Raw genomic sequence first — 21,213 nt, 5'->3', positions numbered from 1 at the left:
TTATCCCCGGAGTGATCTTCTGCTAAGAGCATGTTGACTGTTACGCAGGAAAGTACTACGAGTATTTCTTAATAAGGAAATCCGCTCCTCTGCAAGCTGATTTGCCGCAAAAGAAGTAGGAATTCCGTTTAGACGTGAGATCTCTAGCACGCGGGTAATGTTATCGTAAATTTTTGCAACCTGTTTAAATGCACGTTCTTTATTATATCCATTCAGCTCATCTGCAATATTAATAACGCCACCAGCATTAATCACATAATCAGGAGCATACACAATGCCCATTTCGTGCAGAGTATCGCCATGATAGGCCTCTTTTAACTGATTGTTGGCTGCGCCTGCGATCACCTTCGCCTTAATTACCCTGAGGGACTCATCATTGATCGTTGCTCCGAGTGCGCATGGAGCATAGATATCACAGTCTGTACTGATAATATCTGCGGGATCGACTGCTTTGGCGCCGTAAGCCTCTACTGCGCGCCCCACAGCTTCTTTATGAATATCGGTTACGATAAGCTGAGCGCCCTCTTCATGAAGATGCTTACACAGCGAAAAAGCCACATTCCCAACGCCTTGAACGGCTACAATCTTTCCTTCGAGCGAATCACTGCCAAACGCTGCTTTGGCCGCTGCCTTCATCCCTTGGTATACGCCGTAAGCCGTAGCTGGTGATGGATTACCCGAGGAACCATAAGTAGGAGATGTACCTGTAACATAATCTGTCTCCTGATAAATAATGTTCATATCTTCTTCTGTAGTGCCAACATCCTCGGCTGTTATGTAACGTCCATTCAAGCCCTGTATGTATCTTCCAAAAGCACGGAACATCGCTTCATTCTTATCCTTCTTGGGATCCCCTATAATTACCGTTTTCCCACCGCCTAAATTTAGGCCGGATACTGCATTTTTGTACGTCATCCCTTTCGCTAATCGAAGCGAGTCAACAATCGCTTCCTCTTCTGTAGCATAGGTCCACATCCGTGTTCCACCCAGTGCGGGCCCTAATGTCGTGTCATGAATGGCGATGATTGCCTTTAATCCTGATGCTTTATCCTGACAAAATAACAGTTCCTCGTAATCGTCCTGCTCGAGTGTTGCAAACAATTCCATTCTTAATATCCCCTATCTCTTTGTTATATTCCAGATGTTGGTTGTTACTCTTACCTCTCAAAGTATTGTAGCAGAATGTGTCGTAAAACAAAAAGAACCACGTCACCCTTATAACTTTCAATGGATGACGTGGCTCTTATATGAATGCTACTGCACCGAACAGAGTGCAATTGTCAAAATGCGTTACAGCTTAGCAATTGTTTCTGTAAGAACAGGAACGATTTGCGATTTACGGGATACTACACCTCTGAGAAGTGCTTTATTGTCATCAAGCTTAACATTGTACGCCGTTTCTACTGCACCTGCAACACGACCCAGAGCCAGACCCACAGAATCGTTATTGAGGATATCTGTAACTACAAACAAAAACAGATCCAATTCTTTTTCAGCAATAATGGAAGTAAGTGCAGTTTCCAGTTCAGCTTGTTTGGAGAGAACATCATTAACATCCACCGCGTTCACTTGAGCGATTTCAACTTTATATTCACCCATTTTGAATTCCTTTGCATCCAAGGAAATCAGTTGAGCGATACTCTTGTCGCTAAGATCAGCTCCAGCTTTCAGCATGTCGAGACCGTAGCTTTCTGCATCTACACCAGCGATTTCAGCAAGCTCACGTGCTGCAGCTACATCTTCCGCAGTGCAAGTTGGTGATTTAAACAGCAAGGAATCAGAAATGATCGCAGACAGCATCAATCCGGCGATTTCATTAGGAATAGCAACTCCGTTTTCTTTATACAACTTGTTAAGAATAGTAGCTGTACAGCCTACTGGCTCAGCACGATAGTATAACGGATGTGCAGTCTCAAAGTTTGCGATCCGGTGATGGTCGATAACTTCAACCACGCGCACTTGATCAATGTCATTTGCACTTTGTTGGCGTTCGTTATGGTCAACAAGAATAACCTGATTTGCTTCACCAGCTACGTTCTCTACCAGACGAGGAGCAGCGACTCCGAAATGATCAAGCGCAAATTGCGTTTCACCACTAACCTCGCCCAGACGAACGGCCTCAGCATCCCAGCCCAATTCCTTTTTGAGTGCAGCATAAGCAATTGCAGAACAAATGGTATCCGTATCCGGATTTTTGTGTCCAAAAACCAAAGTATTTTCCATTTCCAATCTCCTTACTATGTTTTAGTGAGATTAATATACCATACATTGATAGCGGCTTCCAGATTGTGTGGTTTGAAAAATGCTTTATCGGCATTCAATTAGCCTCTTCTAAGGTTGCTCACGCCCTAGTCTTTGGAAGTGGTACCGGCTTGTCCTCCCCATGCAGTGGCTCATTATCCGAGAAAAGGTCCGGATTCTCTGTCAGCATCTGGCTTAGAATATCCGTCGTTTCTACCGTCCCACATACCCTGACTAACGCGTCTCCAAAGTTACCCTTGCGCATGGCACCGCCCTCTTCAAGCTCACGCTCCACCTTCCAAAAATGCTCCGACCAAGAGAGGCCACAATGTCTGCGAGAAGGCACCATGATTTCATCTCCAACCGGCGTCACCGTATATAGCTCCTCATGGGTATCCGTCATTCTGCCTGGAATATCGACCCACTCTTCAATGCCATGGATGAACGTATTCCGCCGAAGATCGACTCCCAGCAGTACAATTTCCGCCTTTCGATCAAGTAGCTTGCCCCATGCTGAACCACGGGCGCACGGCGTATCCCAGCGTTCATCCCCCGTAGTGAACTCCTCAGCATCTGCACCTAAAGCCGCTACAGAATGTGTCGGATGCCAAGAGCGAATAACACCTGGACGTTTACGGAATAACTCCGGTAATATCCCTACACAAGATGGGGAATCTTGAACAGAGAACCTTGGATTGTCTGCATTAATATAAGCCCATGTATGAGTTGGCAATACGAGCAGTCCATCCTTCATATATTCACTGAGTACATCCAGTACTGTGTTCGCGCCTCCATCTACTTCCCCAATGCTTTTTAATGACGAATGGACCAGAATAGTCCCGTGTGGATCAAGCTTTAGCTCCTGCAATTGTTTCATCAAACTAGTTGTTGTGTGCATTGTACACTCTCCTTATGTATGAACTGGATTTTATGATGCATAAACATCTACTTGCAAAAATCGCATTTTACTATTAAAATTATAGTAACTTAATAATACTCACTAAATCTTTTAAAGATCAAAATATAACTTACTCACATTTAGCATTTACATGGAGGTAATTACACATGACATTAACATTAAAAGGACTGCATCACGTATCCGCAATTACAGGTAAAGCGCAAGAAAACTTTAGGTTCTATACCGAAGTACTTGGACTGCGTCTCATTAAAAAGACAGTAAACCAGGATGATATTTCAGTGTATCATTTATTCTATGGTGATGAGAAGGGTAATCCCGGAACCGAATTAACTTTCTTCGAACTCCCGATGACGGGCCGCAACCGTGCAGGCAATAACAGCATCTCCGCGCTCTCCCTTCGAGTGCCAAATGATGCTGCACTTACCTATTGGGAGCAGCGTTTCACCGAGCTTAACGTAGAGCATGAAACGATTCAAACAATCGGTGACCGCCAGGCTTTAGCCTTCCGTGATCACGAAGGGCAACGTTTCATTCTAGTATCCGACGAAAATGATAATGGTGTTGCCGGCGGCATCCCTTGGGCTAAAAGCCCAGTACCTGCTGAATATGGGATTGTTGGCTTAGGTCCTGCACATCTTACAGTAGAAAGTGCAGAGCATACGGCGGTTGTACTGGAGCAATTGCTTGGCTTCCGCCGCAAAGGCACTTATCCTTCAACAATTGCGGGCCAGCCAGATGTGATTGTATTTGAGACTGGAGAAGGCGGATCAGGTGCAGAGGTTCACCTAGAGGAACGTTATGATCTAGAGCAGGAACATCTGGGACGAGGTGGTGTGCACCATGTCGCATTCCGCGTGGATAACGAGGAGGAATTGAAGCAATGGGTCGAGCATATACGCACAGCTCAGCTTCCTAACTCCGGATTCGTGGATCGTTTCTACTTCCGCTCCCTTTACTTCCGTGAGCCTAACGGCATTCTTTTTGAGCTAGCTACAGACGGGCCAGGCTTTGCAACAGATGAGCCAATGGAAAGTTTGGGCGAATCTCTTGCACTGCCACCATTTCTGGAATCGAAACGCCAGCAAATCGAAGCTTATCTGAAGCCGCTGGATACTCGGCAATAAGATTCTTCAGCTCACTTAATAAAAGGTGTGAGTCGCTGATGCGCTCACACCTTATTTTTTATTGAAGATCCGTTGTCTTGCCTACAATGTCTAAGAGCTCCGACAGAACTCGAATTTCATATTTCGGTTGAACACCCGACGTATTCTCTTTACCGAGCGGGTTAAACCAGCAAGTATCGATCCCATAATTGATTCCGCCTTGAATATCAGAGGTTAAGGAGTCCCCTACAATCAGTACTTTTTCCTTATCCGAAATTCCCAATTTAGCAAAAGCATAATCAAAAATCCCTGTCTCCGGCTTCTGACAACCAGCCTCCTCTGAAATAATGATCTGCTCAAATGTTTCACTAAGCGGTGATCCTTGAATTCTGGAAGTTTGCACTTCTTTAATTCCGTTCGTAATGATTGCTAATCGACAGCCGGCAAGCTCCTCGCACAGCTCGATCGCTCCCTGGATCAGAAAGGTTCCCTCGCCTAAGAAACGTAGATACGCTTCACTAAACGCCTCAGGATCTAGCTCCAGCGCATTCGCAGCGAATAACCGATTAAACCGTTCCACGCGTAATGCAGCAGAACTAATCTTCCCCTGCTCCAAATCACGCCACAGCGCATGATTAATCTCCTGATAACTGGCAGCATAATCCTCAGCACCTGTGGGCATCCCAACATGTAGAAATGCGTTAGATAACGCGTGACTTTCTGCCATTCTGTAATCAAACAGTGTATCGTCAGCATCGAATAAAATAACGTCGTATTTCATAAATATCCCCCAAAACTCTTTTCTCAAAAAGGTACTACAGTGATACAATCAAGTCAACTTATCAGTCAGACGACAAAAATTTACTTTTTTAAGGTAGTTTTAAGCGAATTGTGTTATTTTAAAAAGAAAACGGTGGTGAGCGTCATATTATACGTTTTATCGTTTCTAATGTCTTTTTCTATCGTCTACTTTCTAATTCCGCCGCTCGGCAGACTAGCTTTCCGACTCGATTTTGTGGACAAGCCTCGTCAGGACGTTGAGCGTAAAATTCATAGAGAGCCTATACCGCTTACGGCCAGTTACGCCATATTCATTGGATTCTTCATTACCTATCTGGTATTTGCCCGTGAATTCTCCATGGAAACCGTCGCGCTGTTTGCAGGGGGCGTACTACTGCTGACCATAGGTACCATAGATGATTGGTACAAAACAAAAGGTAAGGATTTCCCGGCACTGCCCAAAATGATTGTGCAGGTTAGTGCGGCTGTTCTTGTTTATCTTTCCGGCAACGCATTTACAGGCTTCTACAACCCATTCTCAGGGGATTATATCGTTCTACCCGTTGTATTACAGTTTCTATTGACGATTATCTGGATCTTCGGCGTAACCACTGTCATTAATTTCTCGGATGGTATGGATGGTTTGGCTGGCGCCTTAACTGCTATTTCGGCCATAACACTATTTATTGTCGCATTAACTAAGGGGCAATCCTCTTCTGCGATTATGGCGATTGCACTCGTCGGTGTCACCATTGCTTATCTGCGCTATAACAAACCGCCTGCCAAAATCTTTATGGGCGACGCCGGGGCTACCTTTCTAGGTTTCATCCTTGCGGTAATCGCACTCGACGGCGCGTTTAAGCAAGCTACGGCCCTGTCGCTGTTCATCCCGATTCTGGCGCTGGGCGTTCCGATCTTCGACAATATTTTTGTCGTCATCAAACGCTTTATCCAAGGCAAGTCCATTTATCAGGCCGACGCTACCCAGGCTCATTACCGCCTGCTTCGTGCAGGTTTGAGCCAGAAGCAAGTCGTTGCCGTGTTATGCTTGATCAGTGTTTGTCTATCCTTATCCTCTATCATTCTGTTGTTGATCGAGACTTGATGTATTATTTGCGGATTAGTATCGTACAAGAACAATCGCATCGGCTAGTCCATTGAAGTAATAAAAACGAGCAAGTTTCCAATCTGGAAACTTGCTCGTTTATTGTTTGAAGTTCATACTTCTTCAAGCCCATAACTCTGCAGCCAAACACATCATCCAACAACTCACCCATTACTCTCTTGCGTAAACTCGGCTAACCTACGGTAAATTCCTATAATTTCCTCCATAGGCATCCTCACTAATCCACTGGAAGAGGGAGCTACAAATTCACGTACACCGTCTACCTTCGGAGGTACATCCCCTTGAAATCCCCAGTTTGCTTTAGTCCTACGACTAAACTCTGTATATACACCTTTTCCTACAAAACAGGCGACCTGTGGGCGATACAATTCCAGCTTGGAGCGAAGCAATTCTCGGCCCTCATTATATTCCTCACGGGTAATATCGTCGATTCCGCGTGTAGGCCTGGAAACAATATTTGTAAAACCATAACCCAGCTTAAGTAGTTCCCCATCCTCAGACGCGTCGTATAGCCGAGGAGTAAGTCCTGAATTGTGCAAGATTCTCCAGAAATTATTTCGTGGATTCGCGTAATGGTGCCCTACCTCACCTGAACGAATACTCGGGTTAAAACCAATAAATACAATCTGTAATCCGTGATCTAGGTGATCAGAAATTCCATCCATGTGAGTATGCCTCCTAACCAAACGATGTTCTAATTCTACAATGGGGTATACACTTTAAGACAGGAAGCCGGAATTGGGTCCGCCAGCCATACCTCATTACCCGCACAATAAAAAGTTACACCCATTTGACCAGCGCTAATCGTATCAACAGTCAGTAGAATCAATTTCCCTCTGCGGCTTCCGGCCAGACTGGCAAAATGTGTCCCTTCGGACAAATGAACATATTGACGTCCCATCGATTGGAGTCCCTCTTCCAAAATAACTGAAAGAACGCCAGCATGAGTTCCATGATAAAGCGTAGATGGCGGAGTTCCCGGATCATAGGAAATTTTGGTATGACTATGCCCGTACCGAGCTTTGATTCGATCTCCATTGATTTCAAATCGTTGCTTCTCGCAGCCTGCAACCACTTGCTGAATATCTCCCACAGTCACCTCAGACCATCTAGGAGCTTTCACAAGTACGGACAACAAATCGTCCAATGTACAGGAACCATCCTCAGGATCCAAAATAAGGCCATACTGCTCTGGAATATGCCGGAGCAATTTAGTCATAAATTTACTTAACGACACTTCTGTAGCATTGCTTAACATTATATTTCTACCTCAATTCATAACTCATTTCTATTCTATTCTCTACAGCCGTGGATCTACAGGATCAGACTCCAAAGACAGCGCAGCAAGCACACATTCATGTACGCGTTCTATCGGCTCTTTACGAATAAAACGTTCCACCGATTCCCGGCTAAGCGCACATTCCATTAAGGCATTTCGCTCTTTTTTGCTTGTTTTGCGCTGCTTGAGGCGTACAAGATTGTCCGGCTGTAAATAATCTATTCCATAGATAATATGCAGATATTTACGCCCTCTCACCTTGAGTGCAGGCTGAACCAGTTTATCTCCATTACGTGTTATAAACGTTTCCGGTTTGATAACAATCCCTTCATGCCCATCCTCCGTCATCTCTTCCCACCAACGGATTATCTGTTCCTCGTCCGCTTCATTACAAACCGTGCGGTATTCAGTCTCCATAAATAAAGGTGACAACTCCGCTAGTTCACGATTATGCTCCATATGCCAAAGATGGCTGTGCTCAAAGAAAGTTTGTCCGCTATGCGCAAGCGTGTGGAAGGGAGCAATCTTAATCCCCTCTAATCCACTTACGTCCCAGCAATACTTTTGGAAAGCTTCCTTAAAAAGATGAGCATTCTGGAGCTTCTCCTCCATTTCCTGTATCCACGAGGTAACATCTCGCCCTGATCTTTCAGCCTCACGCAGCTTCTCCAAAAGATGCTCCCGATCTAACAGTGCTGCTTCAGCCACATGTGCATATTGGGAGGAAATCAGCTCACGCGCTTTCAAGTTCCACGGTACGATCTCCGCATCTAGGAGCAGCAAATCCGTGTTATTTTTCGCAAAATAATTCGCCTGCACGAGATCCGCGTTCAGCCTACGTAACACTTCAGATTCAGTATCCCTGTCAAAAAAAGCTCGGCCAGTACGTGTATAAATCGTGCCTAACGACGGCCTGCCCACATATGGTAATGCCGCCTCTTCATCCCGGAATAACAATAGGATGGCCCGGCTGCCCATATGCTTTTTCTCCGCGATCATTGTCTTCACACCTTGTGCGCGGAAATAAGCAAAAGCTTCACGCGGATGCTCCAGATAGTTCTCATCTATAGACACTGAAGGCGGCGGACTCATGGTCGGTGGGATATATACCAGTTCCTCAAGTGGAACCGTAAAGTGGGAGACCGTGTCTATGGCCGCTTTAACGAATTCTCCGCGCACAGTTATTTCACCATAAAGGTCAGTCTGGACTGAGTAGCCTTCCACGAATTTACGCAGGTTAGGCGGTGAGAATCTCCCCCGCTCCCAACGTATTAACGGACTGTCCGGATCACCTGCATAATCGCGTTTCGCTCTAACACTAACAAATTTCCCTTCAGGGTAACGGTACGCAGTTAAAGATCCGCCAAATACAGCACCCTGGTCGATGTTCACTGTATTTTTTACTACGGTTGGGAAAGGTCTAGGATCATGCCCCCAGACGATGATCTCCCCAGATTCGTGTTCGACATACCATTCTTTCCTTACAGGAGCACCCTTGCCATCCATTCCATCAGTGTCCCCATATCGGCAGAAGTCCTGAATCCGTTTGGACTGCTTGCCGATAAATTCATCGCGAATTCCGGCATGGGTAACTACGACCCGCCGCACGCCATTGCAGCCAAACAACAAGTGGCTAGGCGCGGACAACAGAAACTGTTTAAGTTCATCCCTAAGCCTTTTTGCTTCCTCATCGCCTGCTTCTAGCGCAAATGCCTCCAGCTCAGCGGCGATATTCTCGTCTCCGTGACTTAATGTAACTTTGCGACCATCCAGGTAGCGGGCGATTTTCCAGCCATGGTTGCTGTCGATCATGCGGGCGATTCCAGCATCTACATGCTTTTTCCAAAACCTCATCGTCTTCAGCGATTCCGGGCCCCGGCTCATCACATCCCCCACAGAAATTAACTGCCTACCCTCGGGGTGTTTGTACAACCCTTTCTCGTCTTCCTTATATTCCAATCTTTCGAGTAGCTCGATCATCTCTTCATAACAACCATGAATGTCGCCGATTATATCAAGTCCCTTATCGATTTCAACCCAAAGCGGGTTCTGCTTACGTTCAAAAAGTACTGACTCCGTATTTTTCAAAAAATAAGTCGAGGCAAAGCCCTCGTCCTTAACACTCCGTAGCGAACGTTTGAACTGTCCATATTGTTGCTTGACCCGCTGGCGTCCTCGTGGATGCTCACGCTGTACATCCCGCTCCAGCAGCGTTTCCTCTGGAACATCGAGCACCCAAGCCATACATGGAACATTATACTTATCTGCTAAATCTAAATATTGCTTACGGTATTCCTCTTGCAGATGTGTAGCATCCACCACCGTCAGTTTTCCAAGTCGGCAGCGCATGGCAATGACTGAATTCATTGCTTCAAAGGCTAGACTTGAGAGCAGCTGATAATCATTAAAAATAATATCTGCTTCTTCGCGGGGGCGATTTTTCCAATCCATAAAATCAGTGTCGCCAAGCATGCTACGGAAATCATCCGATGAGACGATTTCTGTCTGCAACAACGTGCCTTCATCTACTAATCTACGCAGTAAAGTGCTTTTGCCGCTATTGGAGGGACCCACCAATACAATAATTCCTGCATGCGGAAAAAGAATGTTTCGCTGCTTTTCTTTTTGCTCTTCTGTAGTCATTACAATGCTCCCTCCTTCCTAAATATCGCCATCTGCGTCGGGTATCCAAAAGCGTCAGAACCCTCGCCAATTCCTTTAAAATCAACCGAATAATCAAAGGAGCTCGTCCAGTGCATACACCACTCGGAGAACTCTGCTCGTCCCCATTCAAAACGGTGATCACTATGCCGCATTTCTTCCGATTCCATCTCATACACCTCGTTATAGTCCTTGTTCGGTGTAGTCAGGATCAATACCTTAGGACTATATTCCGCCAGAATAGTCTCCATCACTCGAGCCAGCCTATATTCGTCGATATGCTCAATAACCTCACATAGAATCATAATATCCTTGTTCCGCAGCGATTCATCGAAGTAGAACAAAGAACCTGTAACAGGCGTCGGCACGGTAACTCCTTCTCGGTCTTCAAGCTTAGAGAAGCGGTCTATTGCGCGTAGCTGTGCGTTTGCGGAAGGCTCAACCGCCCAGATCTGCTTAACGCCCGGCACACTTCCGAGCCTTGCCGAAAGTTTTCCTTCGCCGGAACCAAAGTCAACAATACTACTCTTGAAAGCCAACCCTTCTACTGTTTCTGCAATCGCCGCATAACGCAGATCATTTAATCTAATTTTAGGCTCAGCTGAAACCTCAGCAGGAGTAACAGCCACCTTTTCAGAAGAAGGGGTGGATTTCTCACCATCAAATTGCTTAATAAGATTAGCAAATCGTAGTGACCGCTTGAGAATTAACGCACGCAACGGATGACTATCCAACCAACCTTCGCCATAACGCCTGATTTTTTCAATCTCATCATCACTGATAAAATAATGCTTATCATCATCTAATGCCGGAATCAGAATGAACAGTTGACGAAGGGCCGTTTGCAGCGTCTGTTCTCCCCGCAGCCTAATGTATCGTGCAGAACTGCGGCTTTTTAAATCAAAAGAATACACTGCATCTCCTCTTTCAAGCTCAAGCTCGTAGCCAAGTGCATGAAACAGTTCCTCAATCGTGTGATCAGGCAGGTTCGATGCTACTGGGCCAAAGGACAGCTCCAATTGAAATTTGTGATCTACCCAAGGCAAAAATACTTCCTTAGGCTTTCCATTAAGAGCTGTACCTAGCGCTGGACGGATATAAGAGCAGAACCGGCTGCTCGTAACAAACTCCCGATCGTTAATATATTGTGTGATGTCATTATGAGCTGTATTTCCTTTAACTAGAGCTATTGGATCTGGTGTGACATAGATAACGGCCTCTGTCTCTTCGTCGGAAGCTGCAGTGAATACTATACGCACTCTAGCTTCTTTATCGCTCCTGTCATATAAATTATGCGGGTTTTTAGCCAGCAGATGGGACAACATCCCTGCTCCTGACCCCGTCGCCTTGATAATCAAATGCATAAGCTTCATCTCTCCTTAATTAACAATTATTGAATTGTGAACTTACCAGTTCCATTGCCCCGTTTCGCCCCAGACCTCTATCAGTGCTGATCGGAACAAGATATCTAACGCTTCATCCATAACACCAACACTCTGTTCAAAAGCAGAAGCAACCGCCTCGTAATGAGCAATTCTCTCCTCCAAATAAGTATTGATAACATCCAAGCGCGGCTCCAGATTTAGTTCATCACCGGACATTTTACGAGATAACAGGTTCTGCACGGCTTCCTGTAATTCTGAACCTTGTGGAATCAAATCCTGTACAAGCACATTAAAATCGAGCGGAGGCACTTCGTTGTATTTTTCAATCCAAGCGCATGCTAAGAGTGGTCTTAATACGTAAAAATATTTCTTGATTTTAACCTCACTGCCTTGCAGATAATCCCGGTAATTTCCTCGCGCCATGTTCAAATAGTGGTAAATGCATGATTTTGGTGAAAAGCTTTGTGGCGAGAGTTCACGGATACTTTCGGCTACAGCGTATTTTTCTTCATAGCGAATCGGTGATTCTAACCATTCCAGTAGAGGCGGATTAGATTTCCGAAATAGATTAAGCCCCTTCTTCAAGTCCCAACCGTTAATATCAAGCATGTCACTGATCGGCCGTTCTATTACATCCCTGTGCTCAAAAATAGATAAATATGCCTCAGGTCTTCGTATGTATAAGAATCTAACATCATAATCACTATCTTTGGATGGAAATCCCCAAGCCCGGCTCCCCGATTCACACGCATACAAAATGCGGACTTGTTCTTCAGATTCAATGGTCCGAAGCTGCTGAATGATCGATTGATGTATTTCCGACATATTAACCCCTCCCTTAAACCTTCTAAATATGCAAAAAAGACCATGGACTCCATCGTCCATGGCCGGGCTTCACCTAAATACAGAACTCCTTACCGGTTAATATAGCGTTGTTGATTCACCGGAAATGAATACACTGATTCTAAGGTTGACCTGTAAGCCAAGGTAACAGATGGACGCAAATATGGATAAGCATTATACGATGGCTGATTATTCATATTGTTATTCATCTGTCCTTACCCCCAAGTCAAATTATATTTTATTCAGTACCATTTCATCCTTAACCTATCTCCAAAAGCATAATCCAACTATCCAGTTTCTGTCAACCAGTAGTCTTTTTCTGTAATCTTTTACTTACCTTATTTGTAGCTTATTTCAGTAATACCTTCAGTTCAGGCGTCATATCCGATGCTTTTAACATTACGAAATCGCTATAACCTTCCTTATACAGCAGCTTCACAATGTAGTTGCCATTCTCAACTCCATAATTGAAACGATGATCTAAAATATCCGTTAATAGTGCCTTATCCTTCGTAACAACTGTAAGATTCTTTTCACGTGCAAGCACTAATCTTTGTTCAGGACTCGTAGGATTCTTAGGTGTTTGCTTATCCATAAAGTCATCTTTTACAATCTCTGCCGATTGTATATCTTCAGCGGTTGTTCGTATTTTTTCGGCATAGCCTTTTTCGTTCATCCACTTTTCAAGCTCATGGAAAGAAGACTTCCACGGATAATAATAACCATAACTTGAAGAAACTTGGTTGCTGTCCTCTTTTGCCTTTACCTCTGTTTGGATACCAGCCACATCAGGTTTCCCGTCCTTATCTATCTGTACTTCGTAGGACATATTCGAAATTTCGCGTTTGATAATCTCTTTTAGCTCTGAAATTTCCTGAGGATCAGAGATGGCTACTTTTTTATTCCTGTTAGTAACCCACATATAATCCAGGTCTTTGTCTAAGAGAGCTAAATTATACTTTTCATACTTGTAAGCTTCGGTATCCTTAACCGCCTTGAGCTCTGATTCAAACCCCTTATTAGGGATCCAGTATTCCCTCACTAGCTTGTGACCGTTCTCCAATTGATAGGCGATGGTAAAATATTCATAAGCGTATTGTTGTGAGGTATGTTCTGGACGTACCGCAATTACCGCTTGATGAAGTTTACGGACAGCTTCTATATAATCTTTATCATCGGAAAAAGGGTCCTGCCCCATATAGGGTGTAGTAGTGTACAAATCATCCGTGGGGGTATACCAACGGTAGTTAGACCCCATATACACACCACTAATCTTATCACCGGAAGGTACTCTAGCTTCATACCCGGTAACACTTGATATCGGGATATACAGAAGTAACCCCAGCATTACTGCATAAACCGCAAACTCTGCTAACACTTTACGCGTCATAATCTGCCATGTTTTCCGAATAATCATTTCCGCAGCAACATAGCCGATAATGGCTCCAATGGCATATCCACTAATTACCCAGCCCATTTGCTGTTGCTTCATTTGTGCAAAATAATTCCCGGAAATAAGCATAGTACATAACATAACCCCTGCTTTAAACAGCGGGTTGAAATATCCAAAAGCAATAGCCTGACCCGCTTTTTCCGTATTACGTTTACGGTATAACAGGTAGGATAATCCAATAAATAAAAGGGACAATACTCCATAAATCCACAATTCTGTATTAGTAAATGGTTTGCCGGTAAAATAATACACGATATGAACAAACGGAGACCACATCTGCAAACTAGAATCACGGAAGTTTACATTTGCATTTGCATAACCATAAAGATACATGACTAAATGGCTATTGATTAATGAGATCAGTACAACAGGAAGAATAAGCAAAATATAAATGATAATTCCCTGAAGAATAGATTGGCCCGTGCATATTCCCACAAAAACACTAAAGCAGAAGAGGAACAAAGTCAGAATACTAACTGTGATACACCATTGCCAAATATCTGCGCCCTGAAAAATATAAAAATTACCACTCCATCGCTTAACAACCGCAACCACCCCTGCAGTTAACCAAACCGGCACCAACAGTAAGGTAAGTCCACTTGTCAGATGAGCCGTAAATAAATGCTCTCTGCGTAAAGGCAGGCTATGCCATAGATCTGATGGAGATTTTGCCTGAAGGTATCGGAATAAAAAGAGTCCAGCAGCAACAGGGATCGTAATAATGAACAATGCTTGCACATTACCAGAGATGCGGAATAAATGATCGATTTCCTGCGGTTTTGCATTTGGATCGATACTCATAAACAGCTGCAATGGAAGTGCGAACATTAGGCCAAGTGCATATATAATCCCTATCCAGCCATGCTGGCGGAAATTCTGGCGAATAATACTGCTATTAAAGTAGTATCGGCTGCGCGTCATATCCGACATCCCCCATTTCATAAATAAAGATCTCTTCTAACGTTAATGGAAGCAAATCGAATACGTATGGCTCGTACACTTGAAAAGCCGCTTTAATTCGCTCACGATCCCCTTTTACTATGTACAGGTTCACGCTCCCCCGGCGTTCTTGATGTAATATTTGCAGCTTCGCTGCTAACGGAATTTCATGCCGTTCATCCCGGAAGGCCACTTGAATCTTATGTGTATCCGCCTTAAGATCATCCAGATCCTTCTCAATCAGCATCTTCCCACCATGCATAATCCCAACATGATCACACAGATCTTCGATCTCACGAAGATTATGTGAAGAAATGATTACCGTCAGCTCGCGTTCAGCAACCTCCTGAAATAGCAGGTTTTTGATCTGGCGCCGCATTACCGGATCTAACCCGTCAATCGGCTCATCCATAATAAGCACATCTGGCATACAGCTTAAACATAACCAGAATGACGCTTGACGCTGCATCCCTTTGGAGAAACGACTAAGCTTACGCTTCTTATCGAGCTGAAAGACGGTCCCCAAATCATCAAAACGCTTCTGATTCCAGCTCGGATAGATCGAGCGATAGAAGGCTGCCATTTGCAGCATGGTGGATTGCGGAAAAAAGTAAGGAGAATCCGGCATAAAAATAACCCGTTGCTTAGTCGTCGGGTGTTCGAATACCGCTTCACCATCCACCTTCACGGTTCCCTTATCTGGAGAGAAAATGCCTGCCAAGGTCTTCAGCAGCGTAGTTTTACCCGCGCCATTAGAGCCGAGCAGCCCATAAATCGTCCCTTTACGTACCGTTAAAGAGATATCGTCTACTGCCTTCTCCCCTTGAAATAACTTACTGACGCCTCGAATCTCAATCATCACTTTTCCCCCCTTCTCTCTGCTTCTCCACTTGCTCATACAATGAACTAATCTCAGCTGCGGTGAACCCAAGGTATACCGCTTCCGCCATCAGTCTAAGCAACTCAGCACGTACTTCGGCTTTTTTAATCTCATTCTGTTCTTTTTTCATTGGGGCTACAAAACTCCCTTTCCCCTGCAGTGAATAGATATACCCCTCACGTTCCAATTCACGGTAAGCCTTCTGAATCGTATTGGGATTCACGGTTAGCTGCTGGGATAATGTCCTTACCGAAGGCAGTTGTTCATCAGTCTGCAAAATACCATGTAAAATCATCTCCTTGACCTTATCGGTCAGCTGCTCATAAATCGGCTTGCGACTGCGAACGTCCAATTCGAACATAACCATCCTCCTTTCACTGTCTTCCCTTAGTTCATGATGATGTGTATTAACTGTACTACTATTATTAATACAGTTTAATCTTTATGTCAACGCAAAAACCCCCACAGTTATAAAAAAACTGTGGGGACTTTTTCTCATGAATAGACACTTTATTAGCCAGAGGTGGTATTCATACCCTCGTCTCTTGATTCAGAAAAATTCGAGTGCGCTCCTGCTGTGGATGATCAAAAATCTGCTCTGGTGTTCCAGACTCCGTGATCTCACCGTTGTCCATGAAAATCACACGATCGGCCACATCACGAGCAAAGTTCATCTCATGAGTGACAACAATCATCGTCATATTCTCCTCAGCAAGTAGACGGATGACGCGTAGTACCTCGCCCGTCAGTTCAGGATCAAGCGCGGAAGTGGGTTCATCGAACAATAGAATATCAGGATTGAGCATTAATGCTCTCGCAATAGCAACCCGTTGCTTTTGTCCACCCGACAGCTTTGCAGGATACACATCCGCTTTTTCAGCAAGTCCAACCTTAGAAAGTAAGTTCTCGCTTCTAGCCGTAATCTCCTTCACGCTCTCCCGTTTCAACATCCTTGGAGCTAGCTCTAGATTGCCCCGCACTGTTAAATGTGGAAATAGGTTAAAGTGTTGAAACACCATTCCCATGGATGCCGTAATCTCACGAATACTTGCTCCACTAGCATATTTTCCATTCTCCACAAGCGGCTTACCTTGGATGAAGATGCTTCCTCCCGTAATTTCCTCTAGATGTACTAGACTACGCAGCATCGTACTCTTACCTGAGCCTGAAGGTCCGATAACAGCGACGGCTTCTCCCGCCTGGATATTGAAACTAACCTTCTTCAACACATCCAATTTGCCGAAGGATTTCTGTAAATCACTTACTTCTATCATGTTACTCATATTCAGACAGTCCCTCTACTCGAATTTAAAACGTTTCTCCAGTGCTTTGAAGAATAAAGTGAGCACCAGCGTCATCAGTAAGTAAATCACTCCCGCCACTACAAAGGGGGTTACAGTAAAGTCTCGATTTACTGCTGTTTTGGCATAGTTCAGTAGCTCAGGTACAGCAACGGCATACAGCAGAGCCGTATCTTTGACCAAGGAAATCGATTCATTGGCCACGGCTGGCAAAGCTACCCTAAACATTTGAGCTAGAATTACCTTGCGCAGCGTTTGCCATTTACTCAGTCCGAGTACTTTGGCTGCTTCATGCTGCCCTTTATCAATGGAGAGCATACCCCCACGGAAGATCTCCGCGAAATAAGCCCCATAGTTAAGAATAAACCCAAGACTCGCCGCAACGAAGCGGTCCATGACCAGATATTCCCCGATCACCGGAATCTGTGGTAAACCAAAGCAAAAAAATAACAATTGCAGTAAAAGTGGTGTTCCCCGCATGACATAGATATAGGTATGTGCAATCCAAGCCACGGGCTTGATCACACTCTTCGCCATCAAAGTGACTAGGAACCCGAGCGGAATCGACACCAAAATAACAATAAGAAACAATAAAATAGTTGTACGCGCGCCTTCTAACATCGGCCCGGAAATTTGTATTATATAATCCATTTTCATTTCTCCAATAAACTCTGTATATTGACCTTCTATTTTAATACCTTATTCTCACCAAACCACTTCGTGGAGATCTTCTCAGCCGTTCCGTCGTTGTTCATTTCATCCAAAGCCTTTTGAAGTTCTTCCAGTAGTGCCTCATTGCCTTTCTTAATTCCAATACCGTACTGCTCAGGAGCAAGCGATTCATCTAGTAGCTTAAAGGTATTAGGCTCTTTTGACATATAATATCTGGCTACCACTTCATCAATGACTACACCGTCCAGGCGCTTAGTCTTCAAATCTGTGAGCGCTAGCACATTATCCGGAAATTCCGACAGATTAGCAATTTGGTCTTTAATCGGATTAGCATTTAATGCATCGGCAGCGGAAGACAGACTTTGAAGTCCTACCTCTTTACCAGCCAAATCCTCAAGCTTTGAAATAGAGGAATCCGCTAATACGACTACAACCTGACTATTCTCAAGATAGGGCTTAGTGAATAACACCTTTTCCTTACGTTCATCTGTGATGGTATAACCATTCCAAATCATATCAATGCGCCCGCTATTCAGTTCTGACTCCTTAGCTGACCAGTCAATAGGCTGAAAAGTGATTTCTTTGCCCATTTTCTCAGCTGCAGCTCCGGCATAGTCGATATCAAACCCAACAATTTCATTATTCTCATCTCTAAAGCCCATCGGAGCGAACTTATCATCAATCCCGATCACCAGCTTTCCATCCTTACTCCCAGAAGACGAACAGCCTGATAAAGCTGCAATAACCATGATCATAAATAAAACTAAAAGTGCATTTTTCTTCATCTCTTTTATCCCCCATCGTTGACACAGTGCTGTGTGCTTTAGTTCGCTAATACGTTATCAGAGTATCATGATAACATGACAAATTAACTACGTCGATAGATTAGAGAAGCCTACATGTGTCAAATCTACAAAGATTTCAGACAACAAAAAAAAGACGACAGATCAAATCTGCCGTCTCAACAATATGAATGATTTAATTTCACTATCAGATTTAGCGCTTATCGTTCCAAAAATTGTTAGGCTCCATATCTGAAGTAATAATATGAAACGCATAGCCTTCTTTCTTCAGCGCCGCTAGGATGCGTGGAAGAACTTTAAGTGTAGCCTTTTGATCATGCATTAGAATCACCGGGCTGCTCTTCTTCAGACTATGAACTTCTCTCATAACCGTATTATAGATGGAATTACTATCGTTCTTATATCTCCAATCCTCAGAGTCAACGTTCCAATCCCACAGATGGTACCCTTGAGTTAGTATCTTATCTCTATAAGCTTTTGTTAAATAAGGCTTACTACCATAAGGTGTACGAATCAGCGTTGTACTTTGACCTGTAATCTTCTTCAGAATTGCATTATCGTCATTCATCTCTTTCAACGCAGAAGCTGGAGAAGCATAAAATTTATCTTTCACATGTGTCATGCCGTGCAAAGCAGGTGCATGTCCATCTTTCACTAAGCGCTTCACTTGAGACGCGTGTGCGTTCATGTTATTTCCTAACATGAAGAAGGTTGCCTTCGCATCATACTTCGCCAAGATATCAAGTAGTTGAGAGGTTGTAGCGGATGGGCCATCATCAAAGCTAAGATATACAACTTTCCCCTTTGTGCCTGTCGTCCCTGTAGGTACATTTTGTTGCAAAGCCTTTTTATGTTGATTCACGAATGCAGCATCGTCTAATTTAGCCCCGGAATTATACACTCTTAATAAAGATTGAGCTGGCTTAAACGAAATTGAAAATCCAAGATGAGAGGTCATCTTCACAGGAACCATCGTTCTACCATTTTCCACAAATGTTTTCAGCGGAATAGTCTTTCCATTAGGGAGAAGAGCTGTTGCATGATCATTCAGCAGTTCGATGGAACCGTTGTTCCCTTGAACATGAATGCCAACACCCTGAAGGGTAAGATTCAGATTCAGTTCTAGGGACAAATCACGCAGTGAAACATAATATGTATCCTTTATCGACACTGCATCAATTTTAGTTAATTTATCGTTCACCCCTAATTTCAGGGATCCTGCTGCACCCGCTGCATTCACTGTATCTATCTCTCGTACCAAACCCGTACATACGAATAATACTACAAATAATAGCCACACTTTCTTTTTAAACATCTCAAAAAATCTCCCATCTCGTATATTTACCTATAACATTATCATAGATTAATAGATAGAAATTTGAGAGATTGTAACTTAATACAGAATAATTTGTTACCCTTTTTAAGGCTTGCAGATATTTCGACAAAATTCATCAAATACGGATTTCGGCCAAATCCTGTCACACCAACAATAAATGGTTAAATTCCAATCCTTTTGCACAAAATAGATGTGTCTAAATTAGCAACTTTAGTAAATTATTGAACAAAGTTTGAACAGAAATAAATAACCATTAAACAGCGTGGCTACAGTGATCTTTATCATATCATTAGGAACTTGTAACAAATTGATCACACATATTTAACTTGATCGCCATTATTAAGGTCTATTATGGATTATATGGAAAAATAAGTATTTTGCTTTCTTTCTCATTAGTTCTTACTATATATGAAGGTAATGATGAGGGTTAATTAATAGAAGTATTGAAGGAAGGAGCTTAAGCATGAACAAAAAGGGACCGTTATACGCTTTATTTCTCAGCCTAATTTTACTCTTGCCAGGATGCAGTTCAATCGCTGTTCTGAATCCGAAGGGGCCGGCTGCGAGAACTCTGTCTGACACGATCATCCTCTCCATTGTTATGATGCTCGGTGTTCTAGCAGTTGTCTACATCTTATATGTCTTTGTACTTTTGAAGTACCGCGCTAAGAAAAGTAATGAAGATTATATTCCTCCTCACGAGGAAGGAAACAAATGGTTGGAGGCCATCTGGATTACAATCCCGATTATTATCGTGGCATTCCTCTCCGTGGTCACTGTCAAAACGACAGTAGATGTAGAAAACGTTGCAGCGGATTATAAAGATCAGAAACCGCTTGTAATCTACGCTTCCTCCTCCAACTGGAAATGGCATTTCAGCTATCCTGAGGAAGGTATTGAAACCGTAAACTACGTGAACATTCCAGTTCACCGCGCTGTCGAGTTCAGATTGTACTCTTTCGGTACGATCTCAAGTCTCTGGATCCCTCAATTGGGAGGACAGAAATATGCGATGAGTGACATGCTTACCACTCTGCATCTTTCAGCGGATACTGTAGGTTCTTATACCGGAAGAAATGCGAACTTTAATGGTAAGGGTTTTGCCCACATGGAGTTCGAAGCCCTTGCGATGACTGATAAGGACTATCAAGAATGGGTAAAAGATGTTAAAGAAACAGCAGGTCCATTAACTGAAGACGAATTCAAAAATCTTTTGAAAATGGAATATGTCGGACGCAAAACATACACCAACACTCACTTATCCTTTAGCCCTCCTCCGGGAGAACATGGCGACCATATGAGTAATAATGGTAAAGAAATGGATATGGATAATGGAACTATGGAACATCAGGATAATAAAGAAATTCATCCGTCTCCTGCACCATCTAGCGAGACAGAATTTAACAGCGAACCTAATCCAGAACTGGATGAACAGAGCACTACACATGAAGGACATTAGTCCATGTTAATTGAGCAACTTGAAAGGAGCGTT

19 protein-coding genes are annotated in these 21,213 nt (G+C 43.7%); 3 read left to right on the top strand and 16 right to left on the bottom strand.

Annotated features, from left to right (window positions below):
* From MKY19_RS04605 to MKY19_RS04595, 3 genes are all read right to left on the bottom strand, one after another.
* Positions 1–1,107 carry a Glu/Leu/Phe/Val dehydrogenase gene (locus MKY19_RS04605; RefSeq protein WP_339800749.1) on the bottom strand — a complete coding sequence of 369 codons (1,107 nt, stop codon included), beginning with the start codon at positions 1,105–1,107 and terminating at the stop codon, positions 1–3.
* A gap of 183 nt (positions 1,108–1,290) precedes the next feature.
* Positions 1,291–2,223 carry a manganese-dependent inorganic pyrophosphatase gene (locus MKY19_RS04600; protein WP_339800746.1) on the bottom strand — a complete coding sequence of 311 codons (933 nt, stop codon included), beginning with the start codon at positions 2,221–2,223 and terminating at the stop codon, positions 1,291–1,293.
* A gap of 118 nt (positions 2,224–2,341) precedes the next feature.
* On the bottom strand, positions 2,342–3,139 hold the full coding sequence (locus MKY19_RS04595; protein ID WP_339800743.1) for an AAC(3) family N-acetyltransferase: 798 nt from the start codon (positions 3,137–3,139) through the stop codon (positions 2,342–2,344).
* 167 nt (positions 3,140–3,306) lie between these two features.
* Here MKY19_RS04595 and MKY19_RS04590 point away from each other — a divergent pair, with 167 nt between their 5' ends.
* Positions 3,307–4,284, top strand: a complete 978-nt coding sequence (locus MKY19_RS04590) for a ring-cleaving dioxygenase (protein WP_339800740.1) — start codon at positions 3,307–3,309, stop codon at positions 4,282–4,284.
* A 58-nt stretch (positions 4,285–4,342) separates the two neighbouring features.
* Here MKY19_RS04590 and MKY19_RS04585 read toward each other — a convergent pair whose 3' ends face one another.
* Complete coding sequence (locus MKY19_RS04585) at positions 4,343–5,044, bottom strand: YjjG family noncanonical pyrimidine nucleotidase (protein WP_339800736.1); 702 nt, start codon at positions 5,042–5,044, stop codon at positions 4,343–4,345.
* A 168-nt stretch (positions 5,045–5,212) separates the two neighbouring features.
* On the opposite strand from MKY19_RS04585, the gene MKY19_RS04580 reads away from it, so the two are divergent.
* A complete protein-coding gene (locus tag MKY19_RS04580) occupies positions 5,213–6,148 on the top strand; it encodes an MraY family glycosyltransferase (RefSeq protein WP_339804166.1) in 936 nt (311 codons plus the stop codon).
* 164 nt (positions 6,149–6,312) lie between these two features.
* Here the strand turns inward: MKY19_RS04580 and MKY19_RS04575 are convergent, their stop codons facing one another.
* From MKY19_RS04575 to MKY19_RS04520, 12 genes are all read right to left on the bottom strand, one after another.
* Positions 6,313–6,834, bottom strand: coding sequence for a mismatch-specific DNA-glycosylase (locus tag MKY19_RS04575; protein WP_076283881.1), 522 nt, complete (start codon positions 6,832–6,834; stop codon positions 6,313–6,315).
* A gap of 35 nt (positions 6,835–6,869) precedes the next feature.
* Positions 6,870–7,427, bottom strand: a complete 558-nt coding sequence (locus tag MKY19_RS04570; protein ID WP_339800731.1) for an RNA 2'-phosphotransferase — start codon at positions 7,425–7,427, stop codon at positions 6,870–6,872.
* Positions 7,428–7,469: 42 nt separating this feature from the next.
* Positions 7,470–10,091, bottom strand: a complete 2,622-nt coding sequence (locus tag MKY19_RS04565; RefSeq protein ID WP_339800728.1) for a polynucleotide kinase-phosphatase — start codon at positions 10,089–10,091, stop codon at positions 7,470–7,472.
* Complete coding sequence (locus MKY19_RS04560; protein ID WP_339800724.1) at positions 10,091–11,473, bottom strand: 3' terminal RNA ribose 2'-O-methyltransferase Hen1; 1,383 nt, start codon at positions 11,471–11,473, stop codon at positions 10,091–10,093. The genes MKY19_RS04565 and MKY19_RS04560 overlap by 1 nt, the downstream gene beginning before the upstream one ends.
* A 42-nt stretch (positions 11,474–11,515) precedes the next feature.
* Positions 11,516–12,319, bottom strand: coding sequence for a nucleotidyltransferase domain-containing protein (locus MKY19_RS04555; protein ID WP_339800721.1), 804 nt, complete (start codon positions 12,317–12,319; stop codon positions 11,516–11,518).
* Between the two features lie 367 nt (positions 12,320–12,686).
* A complete protein-coding gene (locus tag MKY19_RS04550; protein ID WP_339800717.1) occupies positions 12,687–14,720 on the bottom strand; it encodes a hypothetical protein in 2,034 nt (677 codons plus the stop codon).
* Entirely contained in the window at positions 14,686–15,588 is a 903-nt protein-coding gene (locus MKY19_RS04545) for an ABC transporter ATP-binding protein (protein WP_339800714.1), read from the bottom strand. Before MKY19_RS04545 ends, MKY19_RS04550 begins: the two co-directional genes overlap by 35 nt.
* Positions 15,581–15,970 carry a GntR family transcriptional regulator gene (locus MKY19_RS04540; protein WP_076283874.1) on the bottom strand — a complete coding sequence of 130 codons (390 nt, stop codon included), beginning with the start codon at positions 15,968–15,970 and terminating at the stop codon, positions 15,581–15,583. Before MKY19_RS04540 ends, MKY19_RS04545 begins: the two co-directional genes overlap by 8 nt.
* 169 nt (positions 15,971–16,139) lie before the next feature.
* Positions 16,140–16,898, bottom strand: coding sequence for an amino acid ABC transporter ATP-binding protein (locus MKY19_RS04535; protein WP_339804163.1), 759 nt, complete (start codon positions 16,896–16,898; stop codon positions 16,140–16,142).
* A 9-nt stretch (positions 16,899–16,907) separates the two neighbouring features.
* Positions 16,908–17,567: an amino acid ABC transporter permease gene (locus tag MKY19_RS04530; RefSeq protein ID WP_042185116.1), complete on the bottom strand. Its 660-nt coding sequence runs from the start codon at positions 17,565–17,567 to the stop codon at positions 16,908–16,910.
* Positions 17,568–17,596: 29 nt separating this feature from the next.
* Positions 17,597–18,367, bottom strand: a complete 771-nt coding sequence (locus MKY19_RS04525; RefSeq protein WP_076283872.1) for an amino acid ABC transporter substrate-binding protein — start codon at positions 18,365–18,367, stop codon at positions 17,597–17,599.
* Between the two features lie 211 nt (positions 18,368–18,578).
* Positions 18,579–19,700: a polysaccharide deacetylase gene (locus MKY19_RS04520; protein ID WP_076283871.1), complete on the bottom strand. Its 1,122-nt coding sequence runs from the start codon at positions 19,698–19,700 to the stop codon at positions 18,579–18,581.
* Between the two features lie 484 nt (positions 19,701–20,184).
* On the opposite strand from MKY19_RS04520, the gene qoxA reads away from it, so the two are divergent.
* Complete coding sequence (qoxA, locus tag MKY19_RS04515) at positions 20,185–21,180, top strand: cytochrome aa3 quinol oxidase subunit II (protein ID WP_076283870.1); 996 nt, start codon at positions 20,185–20,187, stop codon at positions 21,178–21,180.
* Positions 21,181–21,213: the final 33 nt, after the last annotated feature.

The organism is Paenibacillus sp. FSL R5-0744 (assembly GCF_037972555.1).
Taxonomy (GTDB): Bacteria; Bacillota; Bacilli; order Paenibacillales; family Paenibacillaceae; genus Paenibacillus_AQ.
The sequence above is the reverse complement of the archived record's forward strand: the minus strand, read 5'-3'. Positions and strand labels throughout refer to the sequence as shown.